Below are 15,894 nucleotides of genomic sequence, written 5' to 3' on the forward strand. Positions count from 1 at the left end.
ATATGCACATTGCACTTCGCGCCGCCGGTTTCAGCCTGATGACCATGTTCGTCAGTTGTGGGGTCGGTGCGCAGGAGCTGGACACGCGAATCGGCAAGATCAGCATGGAAGGCGAGCTGCCGGCCCACGACTCCGTCGCCAAACTGTACGCTGAACTGGATTTCCAGCAGGCCACCCAGAGTTACCTGTGGGCCTTGCCACTGGTGTCTTACGCGCAATGGCAGGCAGAGTTTCGCGACAAACTCGGCGCCCACAGTGGCGACCTGATGGTACTCAACAGCTACGAAGACAAGCTCGGTGTGATCACCGCCAATGCCACCACGCCGTATATCCTGGGCTTTGTCGATTTGAATGAAACCGGGCCGCTGGTCATTGAATTGCCGTCAGGCCCAACGGCGGGCGGCATCGGTGATTTCTGGCAGCGGGCGATCATCGACATGGGCCAGACCGGCCCGGACAAAGGCAAGGGCGGCAAATACCTGGTGCTGCCACCGGGCGCCGAGCCGCCGGCCGATGCTGGCAAGTATTACCTGGCCAAATCGGAAACCATGAACGTGCTGGTGGGTTTTCGTGTGCTCGATCCGGACCCGGCCAAGGGCAAGGCACTGGTCGAACAATTCAAGATGTACCCCTACGCCCAACGTGCCGAGCCGACCAAGACCAAACTGCTCACTCCCGGCGGCAAAGCCTGGTCCGGCACCCAGCCACGCGGCCTGACGTATTGGCAGCGCCTGCACCAGATCATCCAGAAAGAACCGGTCAACGAACGCGACCGCTTTTACATGGCCATGCTCGCCAGCCTCGGCATCGAGAAAGACAAGCCGTTCAACCCCAATGACAACCAGCGCAAGGCACTTGAGCAAGGGGCACAGGTCGGTGAGCTGATCGCCAAGGCCAACACCTTCGCCAAGCGTTTCCCGGATGCACAGTACTGGCCTGATCGGCAATGGGACACGGTGCTGAACATCGCCGAGCCATCGCAACGCGTGGCCTATTACGACCAGCTGTGGGAACGCAGTGCGTGGTTCTACGAAGCGGTCACCAACACCAAAGGCATGGTCTCGAAAACCCCGGGCCTCGGTCAGACCTACCTGGGCGCCTACACCGATGCCAAGGGTGAATGGCTCGACGGCGGGAAAAACTATCGCCTGCACGTCGGCGCCAATCCTCCGGCCAAGCAGTTCTGGTCGATGACCGTGTACGACATCGACAGTCGCTGCCTGATCGACAATCCGCAGCGCAAGGCCGACCTCTCCTCGCGCCAGGACCTGAAGAAAAACGCCGATGGGTCCGTCGACCTGTACTTCGGCCCGACCGCACCAAAAGGCTTCGAGAATAATTGGGTACAAACCCTGCCGGGCAAGCACTGGTTCAGTTACTTCCGTCTGTACGCGCCGACCGAGGCCTATTTCGACAAAAGCTGGAAACTCGACGACATCACAAACGTGGAATAACGCCCGCGATTGCAACAAGGACGCATGATGAATCAACGTAACGTGCTGTTGACCGTAGTGACCCTGGCGCTGAGCACCAGTGCCTGGGCCGAGTTCACAGCCACCCCGGAACAAGCAAGAGGCATCGCCAAGGAAGCCTATTTATACGGTTTCCCGGTGGTGGAGATGTACAAGACGCTCTACACCCAGGCCGTAGACGAGACGAGCGCGAACTACAAGGCACCGTTCAATCAGATCGGCAACACCGCCAAGGCCTTTACCGCCAAGGACACCGCGTTCGTCACGCCAAATGCTGACACGCCCTACTCCTTCGTGTGGATGGACTTGCGCGCAGAACCGCTGGTACTGACGCTTCCGCCCGTCGAAGAGCACCGTTATTACTCCGTGCAGCTGATTGACGCCTATACGCAAAACTTCGCCTACCTGGGCACCCGCAGCACTGGCAATAACGGTGGCCATTTCATGATCGCCGGCCCCGACTGGCAGGGTAAGCAACCGTTGAACATCGATCGGCTGCTGCGCAGTGAAAGCAACATCGCCTACGCGCTGTATCGCACCCAGCTGTTCGATGACGCGGACTTGGCCAAGGTCAAGCAGATCCAGAAGGGTTACAAGGTCGAAACCCTGAGTCATTACGACAAGCACAAGGCGCCGCCGGCCCCGGCAAAAATCGCCTGGCCCAAACCCGCGCCGACCATGAGCGACACCCCGGACCTGTTCCGCTACCTGAATTTCATGCTGGCCTTCACCCCGCCCCAGGACGTTGAAAAGGATCTTCTTGCACGTTTCAAAACCATTGGCATCGAAGCCGGCAAACCATTCGACCTGAGCAAACTGAGCGCCGATCAACGCCAGGCCCTGGAAGATGGCATCGCTGACGCGAAAGCAGAGTTCGCCCAATTCAAGAAAAGCAGAGTCGATACCCACGAAGTCACCAGCGGCGATTTTTTTGGCACCCGCGACCACCTCAAGGGCAACTACCTGTACCGCTACGCGGGCGCCAACATGGGGATTTTCGGCAATTCCGCTGAAGAGGCGAATTACATCGGTTACTTCGTCGACAAGGACAACCACCCTGTCGATGCCTCGAAGCACGACTACACCTTGCATTTCGATAAAGGTGCCCTGCCCCCGGCCGACGCTTTCTGGTCGCTGACGATGTACGACGGCAGGAACAAACTGCTGGTGGCCAATCCGCTTAATCGCTACCTGATCAACTCGCGCATGCTGCCGGACCTCAAGCTCGACGCGGACGGCGGCCTGACCCTTTACATACAAAACAAGGCACCGGCCAAAGAGCTGGAAAGCAACTGGCTGCCAGCACCGAACGGTCCGTTCTATGGCGTATTGCGCCTCTACTTGCCGAAACCGGAAGTCAACAGCGGCCAATGGAAAATGCCGTTGCTGACACCCGTCAACCAACAAGATCAATAAGCGGAGTCAGTGATGATCAAGCCCTGTGTTGTGCGCCCATTGTTGGCGCTGTGCATGATCGGCGGCAGTCCGCTGGTGTTGGCCGTTGAAGGCGGCGTCGGCCGGCCGATCACCGGGCAGCAGGTTTTTTCCAATGCCGGGATCGTGCCGCCCGAACCGGGCTGGGTCATGTCGCTGACCAGCATCTGGTATGACGGCGATCTCAAGGGCAACACCCAAGTGCCGATTGTCGGCGCGTTGAGTACCGGGCTGGACATGAAGGTTTCCTACACCATGGCCAACTTCACCCATGTCTGGGACACCGGCAAGGGACGCTGGAACTACGCCTCGGCCATCGGCGTGCCCGTGCAGTACACCGACGTCACCGCCAACATCACAGGTCCTCGCGGCAGAACCCTGGGGACAGAAGACACAGGCACCCAGTTTGCCGACATGCTGGTGACACCGATCGCCGCCGGCTATCACTTCGACGAGGTCAACCACATCTCGTTCTCGCTGCCGATCTACTTGCCGACCGGCGCCTATAACGACGACCGCTTGGCCAACCCCGGGCAGAACACCTACACCTTCATGCCTACCGTGGCGTTCACTCATCTGGACGGAAACGGTGGCGAGCTCACCCTGTCCAGCGGCCTTGAGTTCTACAGCGAAAACGACGCCACGGATTACCAGAACGGCGATCTATTCACCTTCGACGCGCTCTGGACCCACGGCTTCGGCAATGGCTGGGCTGCCGGTGTGGCCGCCGGTTACATCCAGCAGATCAACGACGATAGCGGCAGCGCCACCAGCGGTTTTCGCGGGCGCTCGGTGGGCGCCGGTCCTGTCGTGGGCTGGACCGGCAAGTTTGCCGACGCCGAAGCCAACCTGAGCCTGCGCTGGGTGCCGGAGTTCGACACCAAGAACCGGCCGGAAGGCAATGGCATCGCCGTCAACATGACACTGGCATTTTTCTAGGAGGCCGCGTGACTGCGCTCAATGACCTCAACGCCCTGCAAGCCAGCATCGCCGAAGCAGTGCTCGGCCAGGACCAGGTGATCCGGCAAATCCTCCTGGGCTTGCTGGCCAACGGGCACCTGCTGCTGGAAAGCCTGCCCGGGCTGGCCAAGACCCGCACGGTGAAAGCGCTGGCCAAGCACCTGGACGCGAAGATGAGCCGCATCCAGTTCACCCCGGACTTGCTGCCGTCGGACATCACCGGCGCCGAAGTGCTGCATCAGGTCGGTGGGCAAAACCAGATCCAGTTCCAGCCCGGCCCGCTGTTCGGCAACCTGATCCTGGCCGACGAAATCAACCGCGCCCCGGCCAAGGTCCAGGCCGCCTTGCTGGAGGCCATGGAAGAACGGCAGATCACCGTGGCCGGCAACAGCCATGCCTTGCCGGAATTGTTCATCGTCGTTGCCACCCAAAACCCGATCGAACAGGAAGGCACTTATCCGCTGCCGGAAGCGCAGATGGACCGTTTCCTGATGAAAGTGCTGCTGGATTACCCGAGTGCGGAAAACGAAAGCCAGGTATTGCGCCTGCTGCGCGAAGAAGAACAGGCCCTCGGCGCCAAAGCCCCCGCGGTCAAAGGCTTCGAGCTGTCGCAAGAGGTGATCTTTGCCGCACGCCGGGAAGTCAGTGCGGTGCACGTGTCCCCCGCCATCGACCGCTACCTGATCGACCTGATCAACGCCACGCGCCACCCGGCTGATTACGACGCCGACCTAGCTCGCTGGATTGCCATCGGTGCCAGCCCTCGCGGAGGGATCGGCCTGGACCGTTGCGCCCGGGCCGATGCGTGGTTGCAAGGCCAGGACTTCGTCTCGCCGGATAACGTGCGCGCCGTGGTGCACCCGGTGCTGCGTCATCGCCTGCAACTGAGCTACGACGCGGTGGCCGATGGTGTAACGGCCGATCAAGTGCTCGACCGTTTGCTCGATAAAGTCGCGATTCCTGCATGAATGCTGATGGGCGGGTCTACGTTTCTCTGGCGCAATTGATGGCCGTGGAGTTTAAGGCTCGCGACCTGAGTTTTGCTGCCCGCCAACCGCAGGGCAGTATTCTGGCCGGCAATCACGCGTCGCGCTTGCGCGGTCGCGGATTGAACTTCGATGAGCTGCGACGCTATCAGCCGGGGGATGATTTGCGGCACCTGGATTGGCGCGCCTCGCTGCGTACCGGTAAACCGGTGGTGCGCACCTTCACCGAAGAGCGCGATCGCCCGGCGTTGATCCTGGTCGATCAACGCATGTCGATGTTCTTCGGTTCGCAACGCAGCTTCAAATCCGCGGTCGCCGCCGAGCTGGGCGCGCTGGCGGCGTGGATGGTGTTCAACGCCGGCGACCGGGTCGGCGGGCTGGTGTTCAACGACCGGCGCATCGACAGCATCGCGCCGCTGCGTAGCCGCAAACGCATCGAAGCGTTGTGCAGCCGCATCGCCGAACAGAATCAGGCGTTGAATGCCGCCAACCCGGACGCTGAAGGTCAAGACCAGCTCGACAAGGTCTTGCAACAGTGCCTGGCCGTGGCCGGTCACGATCACCTGATCTGCATCGTCAGTGACTTTGCCGGTGCCGGCGAACGAACCTTGCAGTTGATGCGGCAGCTCGCGGCGCACAACGATGTGATCGCCATGCAGGTCTACGATCCCTTGGCCTTGAATCTGCCGAAAAATGGCCGACTGCTGATCACCCAAGGCCAGCTCCAGGTTGAACTGGCGGTGGAACGCCGTCAGGTGCACCAGCCATTGGGCGACTTTCTCAGCGGCCGGCTCAAAGATGTGGCCACGCTGCTGCGGCGCAGCCAGGTGCCACTGATGATGTTCAGCACCGCCGTTGAAGCTCACGAACAATTGCGCGCCGAGTTGGGCAAGCAGTCGGGGACGCGGCGATGAACCCGAATATTCCGGGCATCGAGCAGCTCAAGGAAATCGCCTTGCCGGCACCGATCAGTTATGCGCCGCAAACCTGGGGTTGGTGGATGCTTTTGGCAGTATTGGTTGTTGCGATTTCATTACTGACCGCCCGCCGATATCGGCAATGGCGGCGTGACCGCTATCGGCGTGAAGCCCTGGTGCGGCTGGCACAGTTACAAAAACGCAGCAATGACCTGAACGCGTTGCGCGAGCTTCCAGAACTGCTCAAGCGCGTGGCCATCTCAATGCCCCGCACAAACCCCGTAGGAGCGAGGCTTGCCCGCGAATCAGGCACCTCGGACGCCAAGACCGATCGCGTTATCGTTCATCGCGGGCAAGCCATGCTCCTACAGGGGCCTGCTGCGCTTGGAAAAGAGGATTGGCAGGCTTTTTTGCAACGGCACAGTAAAGAGCCACTCCCCGCCGATTTCAGTCAGCAACTGGCCCTGCTTGCCTATGCACCGGATGCGCTGTTGCGCGCCCTGCCCCCCGAACAACGCCAGCAGTTGTTCGACACCTGCAAACTCTGGGTGGAGCGGCATCATGTGGCAGTTTGAATACCCGTGGCTGTTATTGCTGCTGCCCTTGCCGTGGCTCGGTTATCGCTACCTGCCTGATTATCGCGAAGCTCGCAGCGCGGTCCGGGTGCCGTTTTTCGGCGCCATGAGCCGTGCGGTTGGCCAGGCGCCAAGCCAGGCCGGAACTCGCACCAACCACTGGCAGTTGCTGCTCAATCTGCTGGTGTGGGCGCTGTTGCTGCTGGCGGCCGCCCGCCCGGTGTACGTGGAAAAACCTATCGAGCGCCAGCAACCGGTGCGCGACCTGATGCTCGCCATCGACATTTCCCAGTCCATGGAAACCACCGATTTCACGGATGCCAACGGCCAGAAGATCAATCGCCTGGCAGCGGTCAAGGACGTGGTGCATGGTTTTATCGACAAACGCAAAGAGGATCGCCTGGGCCTGATCGTGTTTGGCAGCGGCGCTTACCCGCAGGCGCCACTGACCCTCGATCATGCCAGCCTGTCGCTGTTGCTGGACGATACCGGCATCGGCATGGCCGGGCCCAACACCGCGATCGGGGACGCCATTGGCCTGAGCCTGAAGCTGCTGGACCAGGCCCATGAACAGGAAAAAGTCGTCATTCTGCTCACAGACGGCAACGACACCAGCAGCGCCATCACGCCGGATCACGCAGCACAAATGGCTGCCGCCAAAGGCGTAGTGATCCACACCATCGGCATCGGCGACCCGGGCGCCGAGGGCGAAGCCAAGGTCAATTTGCAGGGCTTGCAGCAGATTGCCACAGCCACCGGTGGCAAGTTCTTCCGTGCCGAAGATCGCGATGCACTGGATCAGGTCTACAGCACCCTCGATCAACTCACCCCTCATCAAGTGCAAACCTTCAGCCACCAACCCAAACGCGATCTGTTCTGGTGGCCGCTCGGGATGGCCATCGCGGTACTCGCGCTCTATCACCTGTTCGCCATGCTGCGTCCACGTTTGTTTATTGTGCGTCAGCGGCAGGAGGTTTGAGATGGAGATCAACCTCGGCGACTTGCACTTCCTGCGCCCGCTTTGGCTGTTGCTGCTGCCGTTCGCGGCATTATTGCCATGGCTGTGGCGCCGCAGCCGTGACATGCAGCGGCGTTTGCGCAGCAACATTGCCGAGCACTTGTTGCCGCACTTGTTGATCACCCCGCAAGACCAGCAATGGCTGCGCCCGGTGCACCTGGTCAGCGCAATGCTGATGCTCGGCGCGGTTGCCGCTGCGGGGCCGACCTGGGAGCAGGATCGCCCGGATTTCCTGGAAAACCGTGCACCGCTGATCATCGCCGTTGACCTGTCGCCCTCGATGGACGCCAATGATGTGCAACCGACACGCCTGGAAGCGGCCAAACACAAGCTGCATGACCTGATCCAGCGTCGGGCCGGCGCGCGCAATGCGCTGATCGCCTACGCCGGCAGCGCCCATCTGGTGTTGCCGGCCACCGACGACCCGGCCCTGCTCGACACGTTCATTCAAGCACTGAGCACCGACCTGATCAGCAAACCCGGAAAGGACGTCGGCGCCGTGATCGACCAGGCCAAACGTCTGCTGGCTGCTGAAAAAACCCCCGGCACGTTGCTGCTGATCACCGACGGCGCAGACACATCGACGCTCGATGACCTGAACAAGAAACTCGATGGCGGAGCTCTGCAGGTACTGGTCCTCGCCGTCGGCAACGAGGATGGCGGCATCATCCGCGATGGCAGTGGCCAACCGCGCACCGACAGCAATGGTCGCCCGCAACTCGGCCGTTTCGATCAGGCAGCGCTCAAGCAGTTGGCCTCTGCGGTGGATGCGCCGCTGGGCAGCCTGACGCTCAACAACGACGATCTGGATTGGGTCGACCTGCATGCCCAACAACATTTCCAGACTGCGAGCGATGAACAGCGTGAGTTGCATTGGAAAGACGCCGGGTACTGGTTGTGCTGGCCACTGCTGCTGATCGGTTTTTTCAGCGTGCGCAAGGGTTGGAGCGTGAATTGGGTCGCCGGTCTTTTACTGGCCATCGGCGTCGGCTTGCAACCAACCCCGGCACAGGCCAACCCGCTGACCGATGCGTTCTTCACCCCGGACCAGCAAGGCCGCTGGGCCTTCGAGCATGGGCATTTCCCCCAGGCGGCAGCGCATTTCGTCGACCCTTACTGGAAAGGCATCGCCGCCTATAACGCTGCTGATTTCGACCTGGCACTGGTCAGTTTCGCGCGCCTGCAAACGCCACAAGCCTATTTCTATCTGGGCAACATTTACGTGCGGCGCTTCAAGTTCGACGAGGCCATCGCGGCCTACACCCTGGCGTTGAAGTTGCAACCGCAGTTTCCTGAGGCAACGGCCAACCTGGCCTTGGCGATCGCCTTGCAGAAAGACACCGAAGACGCGCAGAAAAATGCCCCCGAGGTCAAACCCGACGAAATCAAAATGGACAAGGCGCCGGGCAAGGGTCAGGAAAAACCGGTGCAAACCGAACAGGCGGCTTCGGATGAACAATGGTTGCAGAACCTGACGACATCGCCGGCGAAATTCCTCAAACAGAAGTTCAGTTTGCAGGATCAGGCGGGGGTCAAACCATGACCTTCCTGAAAAACCGAGTCACCTCCATCGCTGGCAAGTCGAATCGTCGCACCACAGCCCCCACAGGTTTTGCGTCGTTCATTAGATTCCAAAACCACACAAAACCCTGTGGGAGCTGGCTTGCCAGCGATAGCGCCAGAGCAATCACCACCTTATTCGGCACCCTGTTAATCAGCCTCAACGCCCTCGCCGCCGAACCCGAACTGCGGGTCCAGGCCAGCCTGCAACCCAATGAACCGGCGATGGTCGGCAGCCTGATCGAACTGCAACTCGATGTCCTGACCGATACCTGGTTCACCCGTGCGCCCACCCTGCCCGACCTGAAGCTGCCCGGCGCACTGGTGCTGCCGCCTGACGGCCATGCCGAACACATCAATCAGACCCTTGATGGCCAATCCTTCAGCGGCTTGCGCTACAGCTACCTGATCACCCCGAACGCAGCACAGAGTTTCGATATTCCAGCACTGACCGTACGCGCCACTCCCGGTCAGGCCAGTACCGAGTTGAGCGCCCGCAGCTTGCCCCTGCATTTCACGGCGACACCACCACCAGGGTTTGACGTCGGCGAGCCGGTGCTGGTGGCGCAAGGCTTGCGCTTCACGCAAAAGGTCGTGAATTCGACCGCCCCACTGAAAGTCGGCGACAGCATCACCCGAGAACTGACGCTACAAGCGGATGGCGCGCTGGGCATGTCATTGCCAACGCCGTCACTGGGCGATCTTCGAGGCCTGAGTCGTTACGCGAAATCGCCACAGGTCAGCAATCTGGATGATGGCCGTGGCCACTTCAACGGCGGGCAGCGCATCGATACCGTGACCTACCGGATCGACGTCGAAGGCCATTACAGTCTCCCGCCCATCGCGGTGAAATGGTGGGACGCCAGCACTCGTCAGATCCGCACTGCGCAAGTGCCGGCGATCAGTTTCGATGCCGCCGCCAACAGTGCCTACAAACCGGTTTTCGCGATCACTGAAGACTTGAAAACACTCGGTCAGGGCCATCGCCTTCACCTTTCGGGTTTTGCCTTCGGCCTGCTCGCGCTGCTGTCGGGGTTGCTTGTGCTGGGCTGGTTTGCCCGTCCCTACGCCTGGCGCGCGTACCTCGGCTGGAAGGCTCGACGTCAGGCTCGGCACAAGGCCTGGCTGGCCTCTGCCGATTACGCCTGGGAACAAATACCGGCGCAACTTGATGGCAAGCCGCCGCAACTGAGCGCGCTGTACCTGTGGACGCGCCGCAGCCGCAAGGGCTTGAAGCTCACTGGCCTCGGCCCGCGCCTGCAAGCGTTTCTGCGGGCCTGCTACGGCCGAGAACCGACCAAAGATCAGGCAGTGCTCCAACTGAAGAAATCCTTGACTACGCTGCATAGTCAGGCCGAACACAACAAAGAATCAGTCGCTACTGCATTGCGACCACTCAACCCCGTTCTCGAGAAGGATTTCCCATGACTAGTCCGAGTTCGTTGCGCCAAATTCAAGGGCTCAAGTTCCTGCTGGCGCTGGCCTTGAGCCTGCCGTTGCTGGTACAGGCCGCCGAGCCGCTGGCGTCATGGAACGACGGCCCATCGAAAAAGAACATCATCGAATTCGTCCAGGCCGTCACCGATCAGGGCAGCAAGGACTTCGTCAAACCCGAGGACCGCATCGCAGTGTTCGATAACGACGGCACGCTGTGGAGCGAGCAACCGATGTACTTCGAATTGCTGTTCGCCCTCGAAGAGGTCAAGCGCACGGCGGCGCAGCACCCGGAATGGAAAACCACCCAGCCGTTCCAGGCCGTGCTGGAAAACGATCACAAGGCCCTGGCCGCCACCGGCCTGGAAGGCATGATGAAGATCTTCGGCGCCACCCACACCGGCATGACCACCGAGGCCTTCGACGATTACGCCAAAACCTGGCTGACCCAGGCCCGCCATCCGAAAACCGGCAAGCCGTACACAGAAATGATCTTCCAGCCAATGCTGGAAATGCTCGACTACCTGCGCAGCCAGAATTTCAAAACATACATCGTCTCCGGCGGCGACACCGCGTTCATGCGTGCGTTCGCCGAAAAGGTCTATGGCATTCCACCCGAGCAAGTCATCGGCACCACTTTTGTCACCACGTTTGAGTACAAGGATGGCAAGGCGTCGATCCTGCGCACGCCGAAACTGGCGCACAACGATGACGGCCCGGGCAAACCGGTGAGCATCGACGCGGTGATCGGCCGACGACCGATTCTCGCCTTCGGCAACTCCGACGGTGACTTGCAGATGCTGCAGTGGACGGCGGCCGGGCCGGGCAAACGATTCATGGGGCTGGTGCACCACACCGACGCCAAACGCGAATGGGCTTACGACCGCCAGTCGCAGATCGGTCGTCTGGACAAGGCACTGGACGAAGCAAACAAACGTGGCTGGACCGTCGTCGACATGGCAGCCGAATGGCGTCGTATCTATCCGTTCGATACCACCACTACCGGGCAAGTGCAGTAAAAAAAGCGTAACGCAGGGCCGCAATAAACGTTTGTCGCACCGAGCGACGTAAGTGAAAGGAGCTAGTCAGATGACTCGCATACGCAACTGGTTACCGAAACTCGCCCTGGTGGCGACATCGGTAATGGCGATCTCGGCAACCGCCGTGGCCGCCGATAAACCCAATATTCTCGTGATTTTCGGCGACGACATCGGCCAGACCAATATCAGTGCCTATTCCATGGGCGTGGTCGGGTACAAGACTCCGAACATTGATCGCATCGCCAAGGAAGGCATGATGTTCACCGACTATTACGCGGAGAACAGCTGCACTGCTGGGCGCTCGTCGTTCATTACCGGGCAGACTCCCTTGCGTACCGGTCTGTCGAAAGTTGGCATCCCGGGCGCCCCCGTAGGCCTGCAAAAACGCGATATCACCATCGCCCAGGCGCTGAAGTCCCAGGGCTACGCCACCGGTCAGTTCGGCAAGAACCACTTGGGCGACAAAGACGAATACTTGCCGACCAACCACGGTTTCGACGAGTTCTTCGGCAACCTGTACCACCTCAACGCCGAAGAGGAACCCGAGCGTCCGTACTGGCCCAAAGACGATGCCGCGTTCGTCAAAGCCAACGCCCCGCGCGGCGTAATCCACAGTTTTGCCGATGGCAAGATCGAAGACACCGGTGCCCTTACCGCCAAGCGTATGGAAACCATCGACGACGAGACCACCGCCGCAGCACAGGCGTTCATCGAGAAACAGGCCAAGGCCGACAAGCCGTTCTTCGTCTGGATGAACACCACGCGCATGCACCTGTTCACCCATGTGCGCGAGTCGATGAAGGGTCAGAGCGGCATGCCCGGCAACGAATATGCCGACGGCATGCTCGAGCATGACGGTGACGTCGGCAAACTGCTGAAAACCCTCGACGACCTGAAAATCACCGACAACACCATCGTCGTCTACACCACCGACAACGGTCCGAACCAGTTCTCCTGGCCGGACGCGGCAACCACGCCGTTCCGCAACGAGAAGAACTCCAACTGGGAAGGCGCTTACCGTGTGCCGGCGATGATTCGCTGGCCGGGCAAGATCAAGCCGGGTGAAGTGTCCAACGAGATGTTCTCGGGCATGGACTGGTTCCCGACGCTGCTCGCGGCAGCCGGTGAAACGGACGTGAAGAACAAGTTGCTCAAAGGTTGGGCACCCACTTCGGGCGCCGCGAACTTCAAAGTGCACCTGGATGGCTATAACCAGTTGCCTTACCTGACCGGCCAACAGCCCAAAGGCGAGCGCAAGGAGTTCTACTATTTCAACGACGACGGAATGCTGGTGTCGATGCGCTTCGATAACTGGAAGGCGGTATTTTGCGAGCAGCGCGCACCGGGTGGTTTTAAAGTCTGGAGCGAGCCCTTCGTTTGTCTGCGCGTGCCAAAAATCTTCAACCTGCGTATGGACCCGTTTGAAAGGGCCGACGTGGTTTCCGATCAATACTACGACTGGACCACAAAGAACGTTTATCTGACTGCAATTGCCGTAGGCAAGTCGGCCGCGTTCCTCGAAACATTCGTCGAGTATCCACCCAGCCAGAAACCGGCAAGCTTCAGCATTGACCAGATCCGTGCTGCGGTAGATGCCAAGATCGCTGAAAAAGCAAAAGCTGCACAGTAAGACCGCTGTCGCGCCGCTCGCCTTTATCGGCGAGCGGCGATCGTTCCCACGCTTTGCGTGGGAATGCAACCAGGGACGCTCCGCGTCCCCTGCCGAAGTGGACGCGGAGCGTCCATTGAGGCATTCCCACGCAGAGCGTGGGAACGATCAAAGCCAGCCTCCCACAGGTTTTGGTTCAATTCGAATTTTGTACAAGGCAATCCGCAATGTCCTCACGTGTCGCCAGCAAGTCGTCGGCCATGCCTGCCCCGCAAGTCGCCTCTCCGGCACTGTTGATCCCTGCCCTGTTGCTGTTCGTTTCCGGCGCCGCAGCGCTGGTGTATCAGGTGCTATGGATCAAACAACTGTCACTGGTGGTGGGCGTCGAGGTGTATGCCATTACTGCCGGGATCAGTGCATTCTTTGCCGGGTTGGCGTTGGGTGGCTTGCTGTTCGGTCGTTGGGCGGATCGCCTGCGACAACCGGTTCTGCTGTATGCAGGGCTGGAAGTGCTGGTTGCCGTACTGGGCGTTGGCGCTACGTTCGCCATGAGTCTGGCGGCCAGTCCGTTTGCCTGGCTGGAGCAGCATGTCGGTCTGCTGGCCTGGGTGTTGCCGTTTGCACTGGTGGGTATTCCGGCGTTGCTGATGGGCGGCACGTTGCCGGTGTTGGTGCGTTCCCTGGCAACCGATCCGCAGCACCTGGGCAAGTCTGGCGGGCACCTGTATGCGGCAAACACCGCGGGCGCCATCGCGGGCACCCTGCTCGCCGCTTTCGTGTTGATTGCCACCCTCGGTGTACGCGGCAGCGCCCTGGCCGCTGCGATGCTGAATCTGCTGGCCGCTGCGGGTGCCTTGTGGTTCCAGCGCCATTGTTCGCAGTCCGTGGAAACGGCCGTCACACACCACACTAAAACAGCGCCGGATCGCCTCGCTTTGTGGCTCTATTCAATCGCCGGTGGCGTGGCCCTCGGTTATGAAGTGGTCTGGTCGCAATCCATCGTGCAATTCATGAGTACGCGCACCTACGCCTTCGCCGTGGTGTTGGCGACCTACCTCACCGGTTTGTTTTTGGGTAGCGCCCTGCTCTCCCGTCGGGTTGATCGCCTGCGCGATCCCTGGGGCGTGTTTGGTCTGCTGATCGCCGGGGCCGGGCTGATCGCGCTACTGGAAATTGCCTTGCTCGGGCGCTGGCTGGTACTCGCCCAAAGCGTGGTCGAAGCCTGGGTGCTGTCGTTGGGAGCCAGCGAACTGCTGGGCATGAGCGCACGCTTCGCAGTGGCGGCCGTGTGCATCGTGTTCGTGCCGACCGTACTGCTCGGCGCGGCGTTTCCCGTGGCGCTGCGTTTGAGCGTCGGACACGATCACGTGGGGCGCAACGTCGGTGAAGTGGTGGCGTTCAATACCCTGGGCGGGATCGTCGGCGTCATGCTCTGCGGTTTCGTGCTGATCCCGCTGCTGGGCCTGGTGCGAACCCTTGGGTTGCTGGCGATTATCGCTGCCGCGATTGGCTACTTTGCGGTGCGCAAGGGTCACGGCGTGAAGAAAGGTCGGCGTCAGGGGGTGATTGCTGTCGGTCTGATTTCGCTGGCTCTGGCACTGCTGACACCGATAGACAAACTGGCCAGCCTGCTTCCCGGCGCGCGTAACGGCACGCTGGCGTACTACGAGGAAGGCCGCGGCGGCACCGTTGCCGTGGTCACCCAAGGCAAGGGACAAAGGACCTTCGAGCGTTTGTATATCCAGGGCGTATCCAATACCGGCGACGCCATGCCCTCCCTGCGTTACATGCGGATTCAGGCGCTGCTGCCGTTGCTCATCCACAACGGTGAACCCCGCTCGGCCCTGGTGATCGGCTTCGGCACTGGCATTACCGCGGGCGCGTTGACGCAGTACCCGGGTCTTGAGCATCGGGTGGTCGCCGAGTTGCTGCCCGCGGTGGTCAAGGCGGCACCGTTGTTCAAGGGCAACTTCAACGCGGCAGCCAATCCCGCCGTCGATGTCCGGCTGCGCGACGGTCGCCAGGAACTGCTGCGCAACCCGCAACGCTATGACCTCATTACCCTCGAGCCGCCCCCGCCCTCCGCGGCCGGCGTGGTAAATCTGTACTCCCGCGACTTCTACCAACTGGCTGCCAGTCGGTTGAACAAACAAGGCCTGGTCGCACAATGGCTGCCATTGCCGACCCAAAACATCGACGATTCGCGCTCGCTGGTACGCAGCTTCCTCGACGTTTACCCCTACGCCAGCCTGTGGACCAGTGAGTTTCATGAAATGCTGCTGGTAGGTTCCATGGAACCGATGGAACTGGACGCGACGAAGATCAACCAACGCTTCCAACAGGACAGCGTGCGGAGCACCTTGCAGGACGTGGGCATCGGCTCGGCGGCCGCGCTGCTGGCCACCTGGGTCACAGATCGCGCCGGGCTTGAGCGATTCGCCGCGAATGCGCCACCGGTGACCGACGATCAACCACGAATCGAATACGCGCCGTGGGTACGGGCCAAGGAAATCACCCGTGTGTTGCCGACGCTGCTGGACCTGCACACTGCGCCACCGTTGTTGAATGCCGACCAAGGGTTTACCGAGCGGATGAACACTCATCAACAACGCCTGATGCAGTTCTACCGGGCCAGCCTGCATGCCTATGAGGGCGATCGCGATGCCTGGAGCCGGGATATCCGCGAAGTCATGCGTGGCGATGGCGGCAATCCGTATTACCGGTGGTTTGTCGGGGAATGAGAGATCGCTATCGCTGCGATGCGGCGACCCGACAAGCCAGCACCTACAGGTGTTGTGTCGTGCCGGAATGTTGTGACCGATGCAAATCCTGTGGGAGCTGGCTTGCCAGCGATGGGGCGATCCGATTCACCACAACCATCATTTGACA

General features: G+C 60.7%; 12 protein-coding genes. All 12 read left to right on the top strand.

Going from position 1 to position 15,894, the window contains the following annotated elements; all coding sequences use genetic code 11:
* Positions 1 to 2 precede the first annotated feature (2 nt).
* The 12 genes from ASD60_RS19140 to ASD60_RS19195 all read left to right on the top strand — a co-directional run bounded on the left by ASD60_RS19140 (position 3) and on the right by ASD60_RS19195 (position 15,746).
* Positions 3 to 1,454, top strand: coding sequence for a DUF1254 domain-containing protein (locus tag ASD60_RS19140; RefSeq protein WP_082557619.1), 1,452 nt, complete (start codon positions 3 to 5; stop codon positions 1,452 to 1,454).
* Between the two features lie 27 nt (positions 1,455 to 1,481).
* The gene (locus ASD60_RS19145; RefSeq protein WP_056855503.1) at positions 1,482 to 2,888 is read left to right on the top strand and encodes a DUF1254 domain-containing protein; all 1,407 of its coding nucleotides are present in this window, start codon (positions 1,482 to 1,484) and stop codon (positions 2,886 to 2,888) included.
* Between the two features lie 12 nt (positions 2,889 to 2,900).
* Positions 2,901 to 3,845 (top strand): SphA family protein, encoded by a 945-nt coding sequence (locus ASD60_RS19150; RefSeq protein ID WP_056855504.1) that lies wholly within the window; start codon positions 2,901 to 2,903, stop codon positions 3,843 to 3,845.
* Positions 3,846 to 3,853: 8 nt separating this feature from the next.
* Positions 3,854 to 4,834, top strand: coding sequence for an AAA family ATPase (locus ASD60_RS19155; protein WP_056855505.1), 981 nt, complete (start codon positions 3,854 to 3,856; stop codon positions 4,832 to 4,834).
* Positions 4,831 to 5,766, top strand: coding sequence for a DUF58 domain-containing protein (locus ASD60_RS19160; RefSeq protein WP_056855506.1), 936 nt, complete (start codon positions 4,831 to 4,833; stop codon positions 5,764 to 5,766). Before ASD60_RS19155 ends, ASD60_RS19160 begins: the two co-directional genes overlap by 4 nt.
* Positions 5,763 to 6,344, top strand: coding sequence for a DUF4381 domain-containing protein (locus ASD60_RS19165; protein WP_056855507.1), 582 nt, complete (start codon positions 5,763 to 5,765; stop codon positions 6,342 to 6,344). The genes ASD60_RS19160 and ASD60_RS19165 overlap by 4 nt, the downstream gene beginning before the upstream one ends.
* The gene (locus tag ASD60_RS19170; protein ID WP_056855508.1) at positions 6,331 to 7,323 is read left to right on the top strand and encodes a vWA domain-containing protein; all 993 of its coding nucleotides are present in this window, start codon (positions 6,331 to 6,333) and stop codon (positions 7,321 to 7,323) included. Before ASD60_RS19165 ends, ASD60_RS19170 begins: the two co-directional genes overlap by 14 nt.
* 1 nt (position 7,324) lies before the next feature.
* Positions 7,325 to 8,905, top strand: coding sequence for a VWA domain-containing protein (locus ASD60_RS19175; protein WP_056855509.1), 1,581 nt, complete (start codon positions 7,325 to 7,327; stop codon positions 8,903 to 8,905).
* The gene (locus ASD60_RS19180; RefSeq protein WP_056855510.1) at positions 8,902 to 10,350 is read left to right on the top strand and encodes a BatD family protein; all 1,449 of its coding nucleotides are present in this window, start codon (positions 8,902 to 8,904) and stop codon (positions 10,348 to 10,350) included. The genes ASD60_RS19175 and ASD60_RS19180 overlap by 4 nt, the downstream gene beginning before the upstream one ends.
* Positions 10,347 to 11,375, top strand: a complete 1,029-nt coding sequence (locus ASD60_RS19185; protein WP_056855511.1) for an HAD family hydrolase — start codon at positions 10,347 to 10,349, stop codon at positions 11,373 to 11,375. Before ASD60_RS19180 ends, ASD60_RS19185 begins: the two co-directional genes overlap by 4 nt.
* Positions 11,376 to 11,445: 70 nt before the next feature.
* Positions 11,446 to 13,026, top strand: a complete 1,581-nt coding sequence (locus ASD60_RS19190; RefSeq protein ID WP_056855512.1) for an arylsulfatase — start codon at positions 11,446 to 11,448, stop codon at positions 13,024 to 13,026.
* Between the two features lie 206 nt (positions 13,027 to 13,232).
* Complete coding sequence (locus ASD60_RS19195; RefSeq protein ID WP_056855513.1) at positions 13,233 to 15,746, top strand: fused MFS/spermidine synthase; 2,514 nt, start codon at positions 13,233 to 13,235, stop codon at positions 15,744 to 15,746.
* Positions 15,747 to 15,894 lie beyond the last annotated feature (148 nt).

The sequence above is a fragment of the Pseudomonas sp. Root562 genome (assembly GCF_001427125.1).
Taxonomy (GTDB): domain Bacteria; phylum Pseudomonadota; class Gammaproteobacteria; order Pseudomonadales; family Pseudomonadaceae; genus Aquipseudomonas.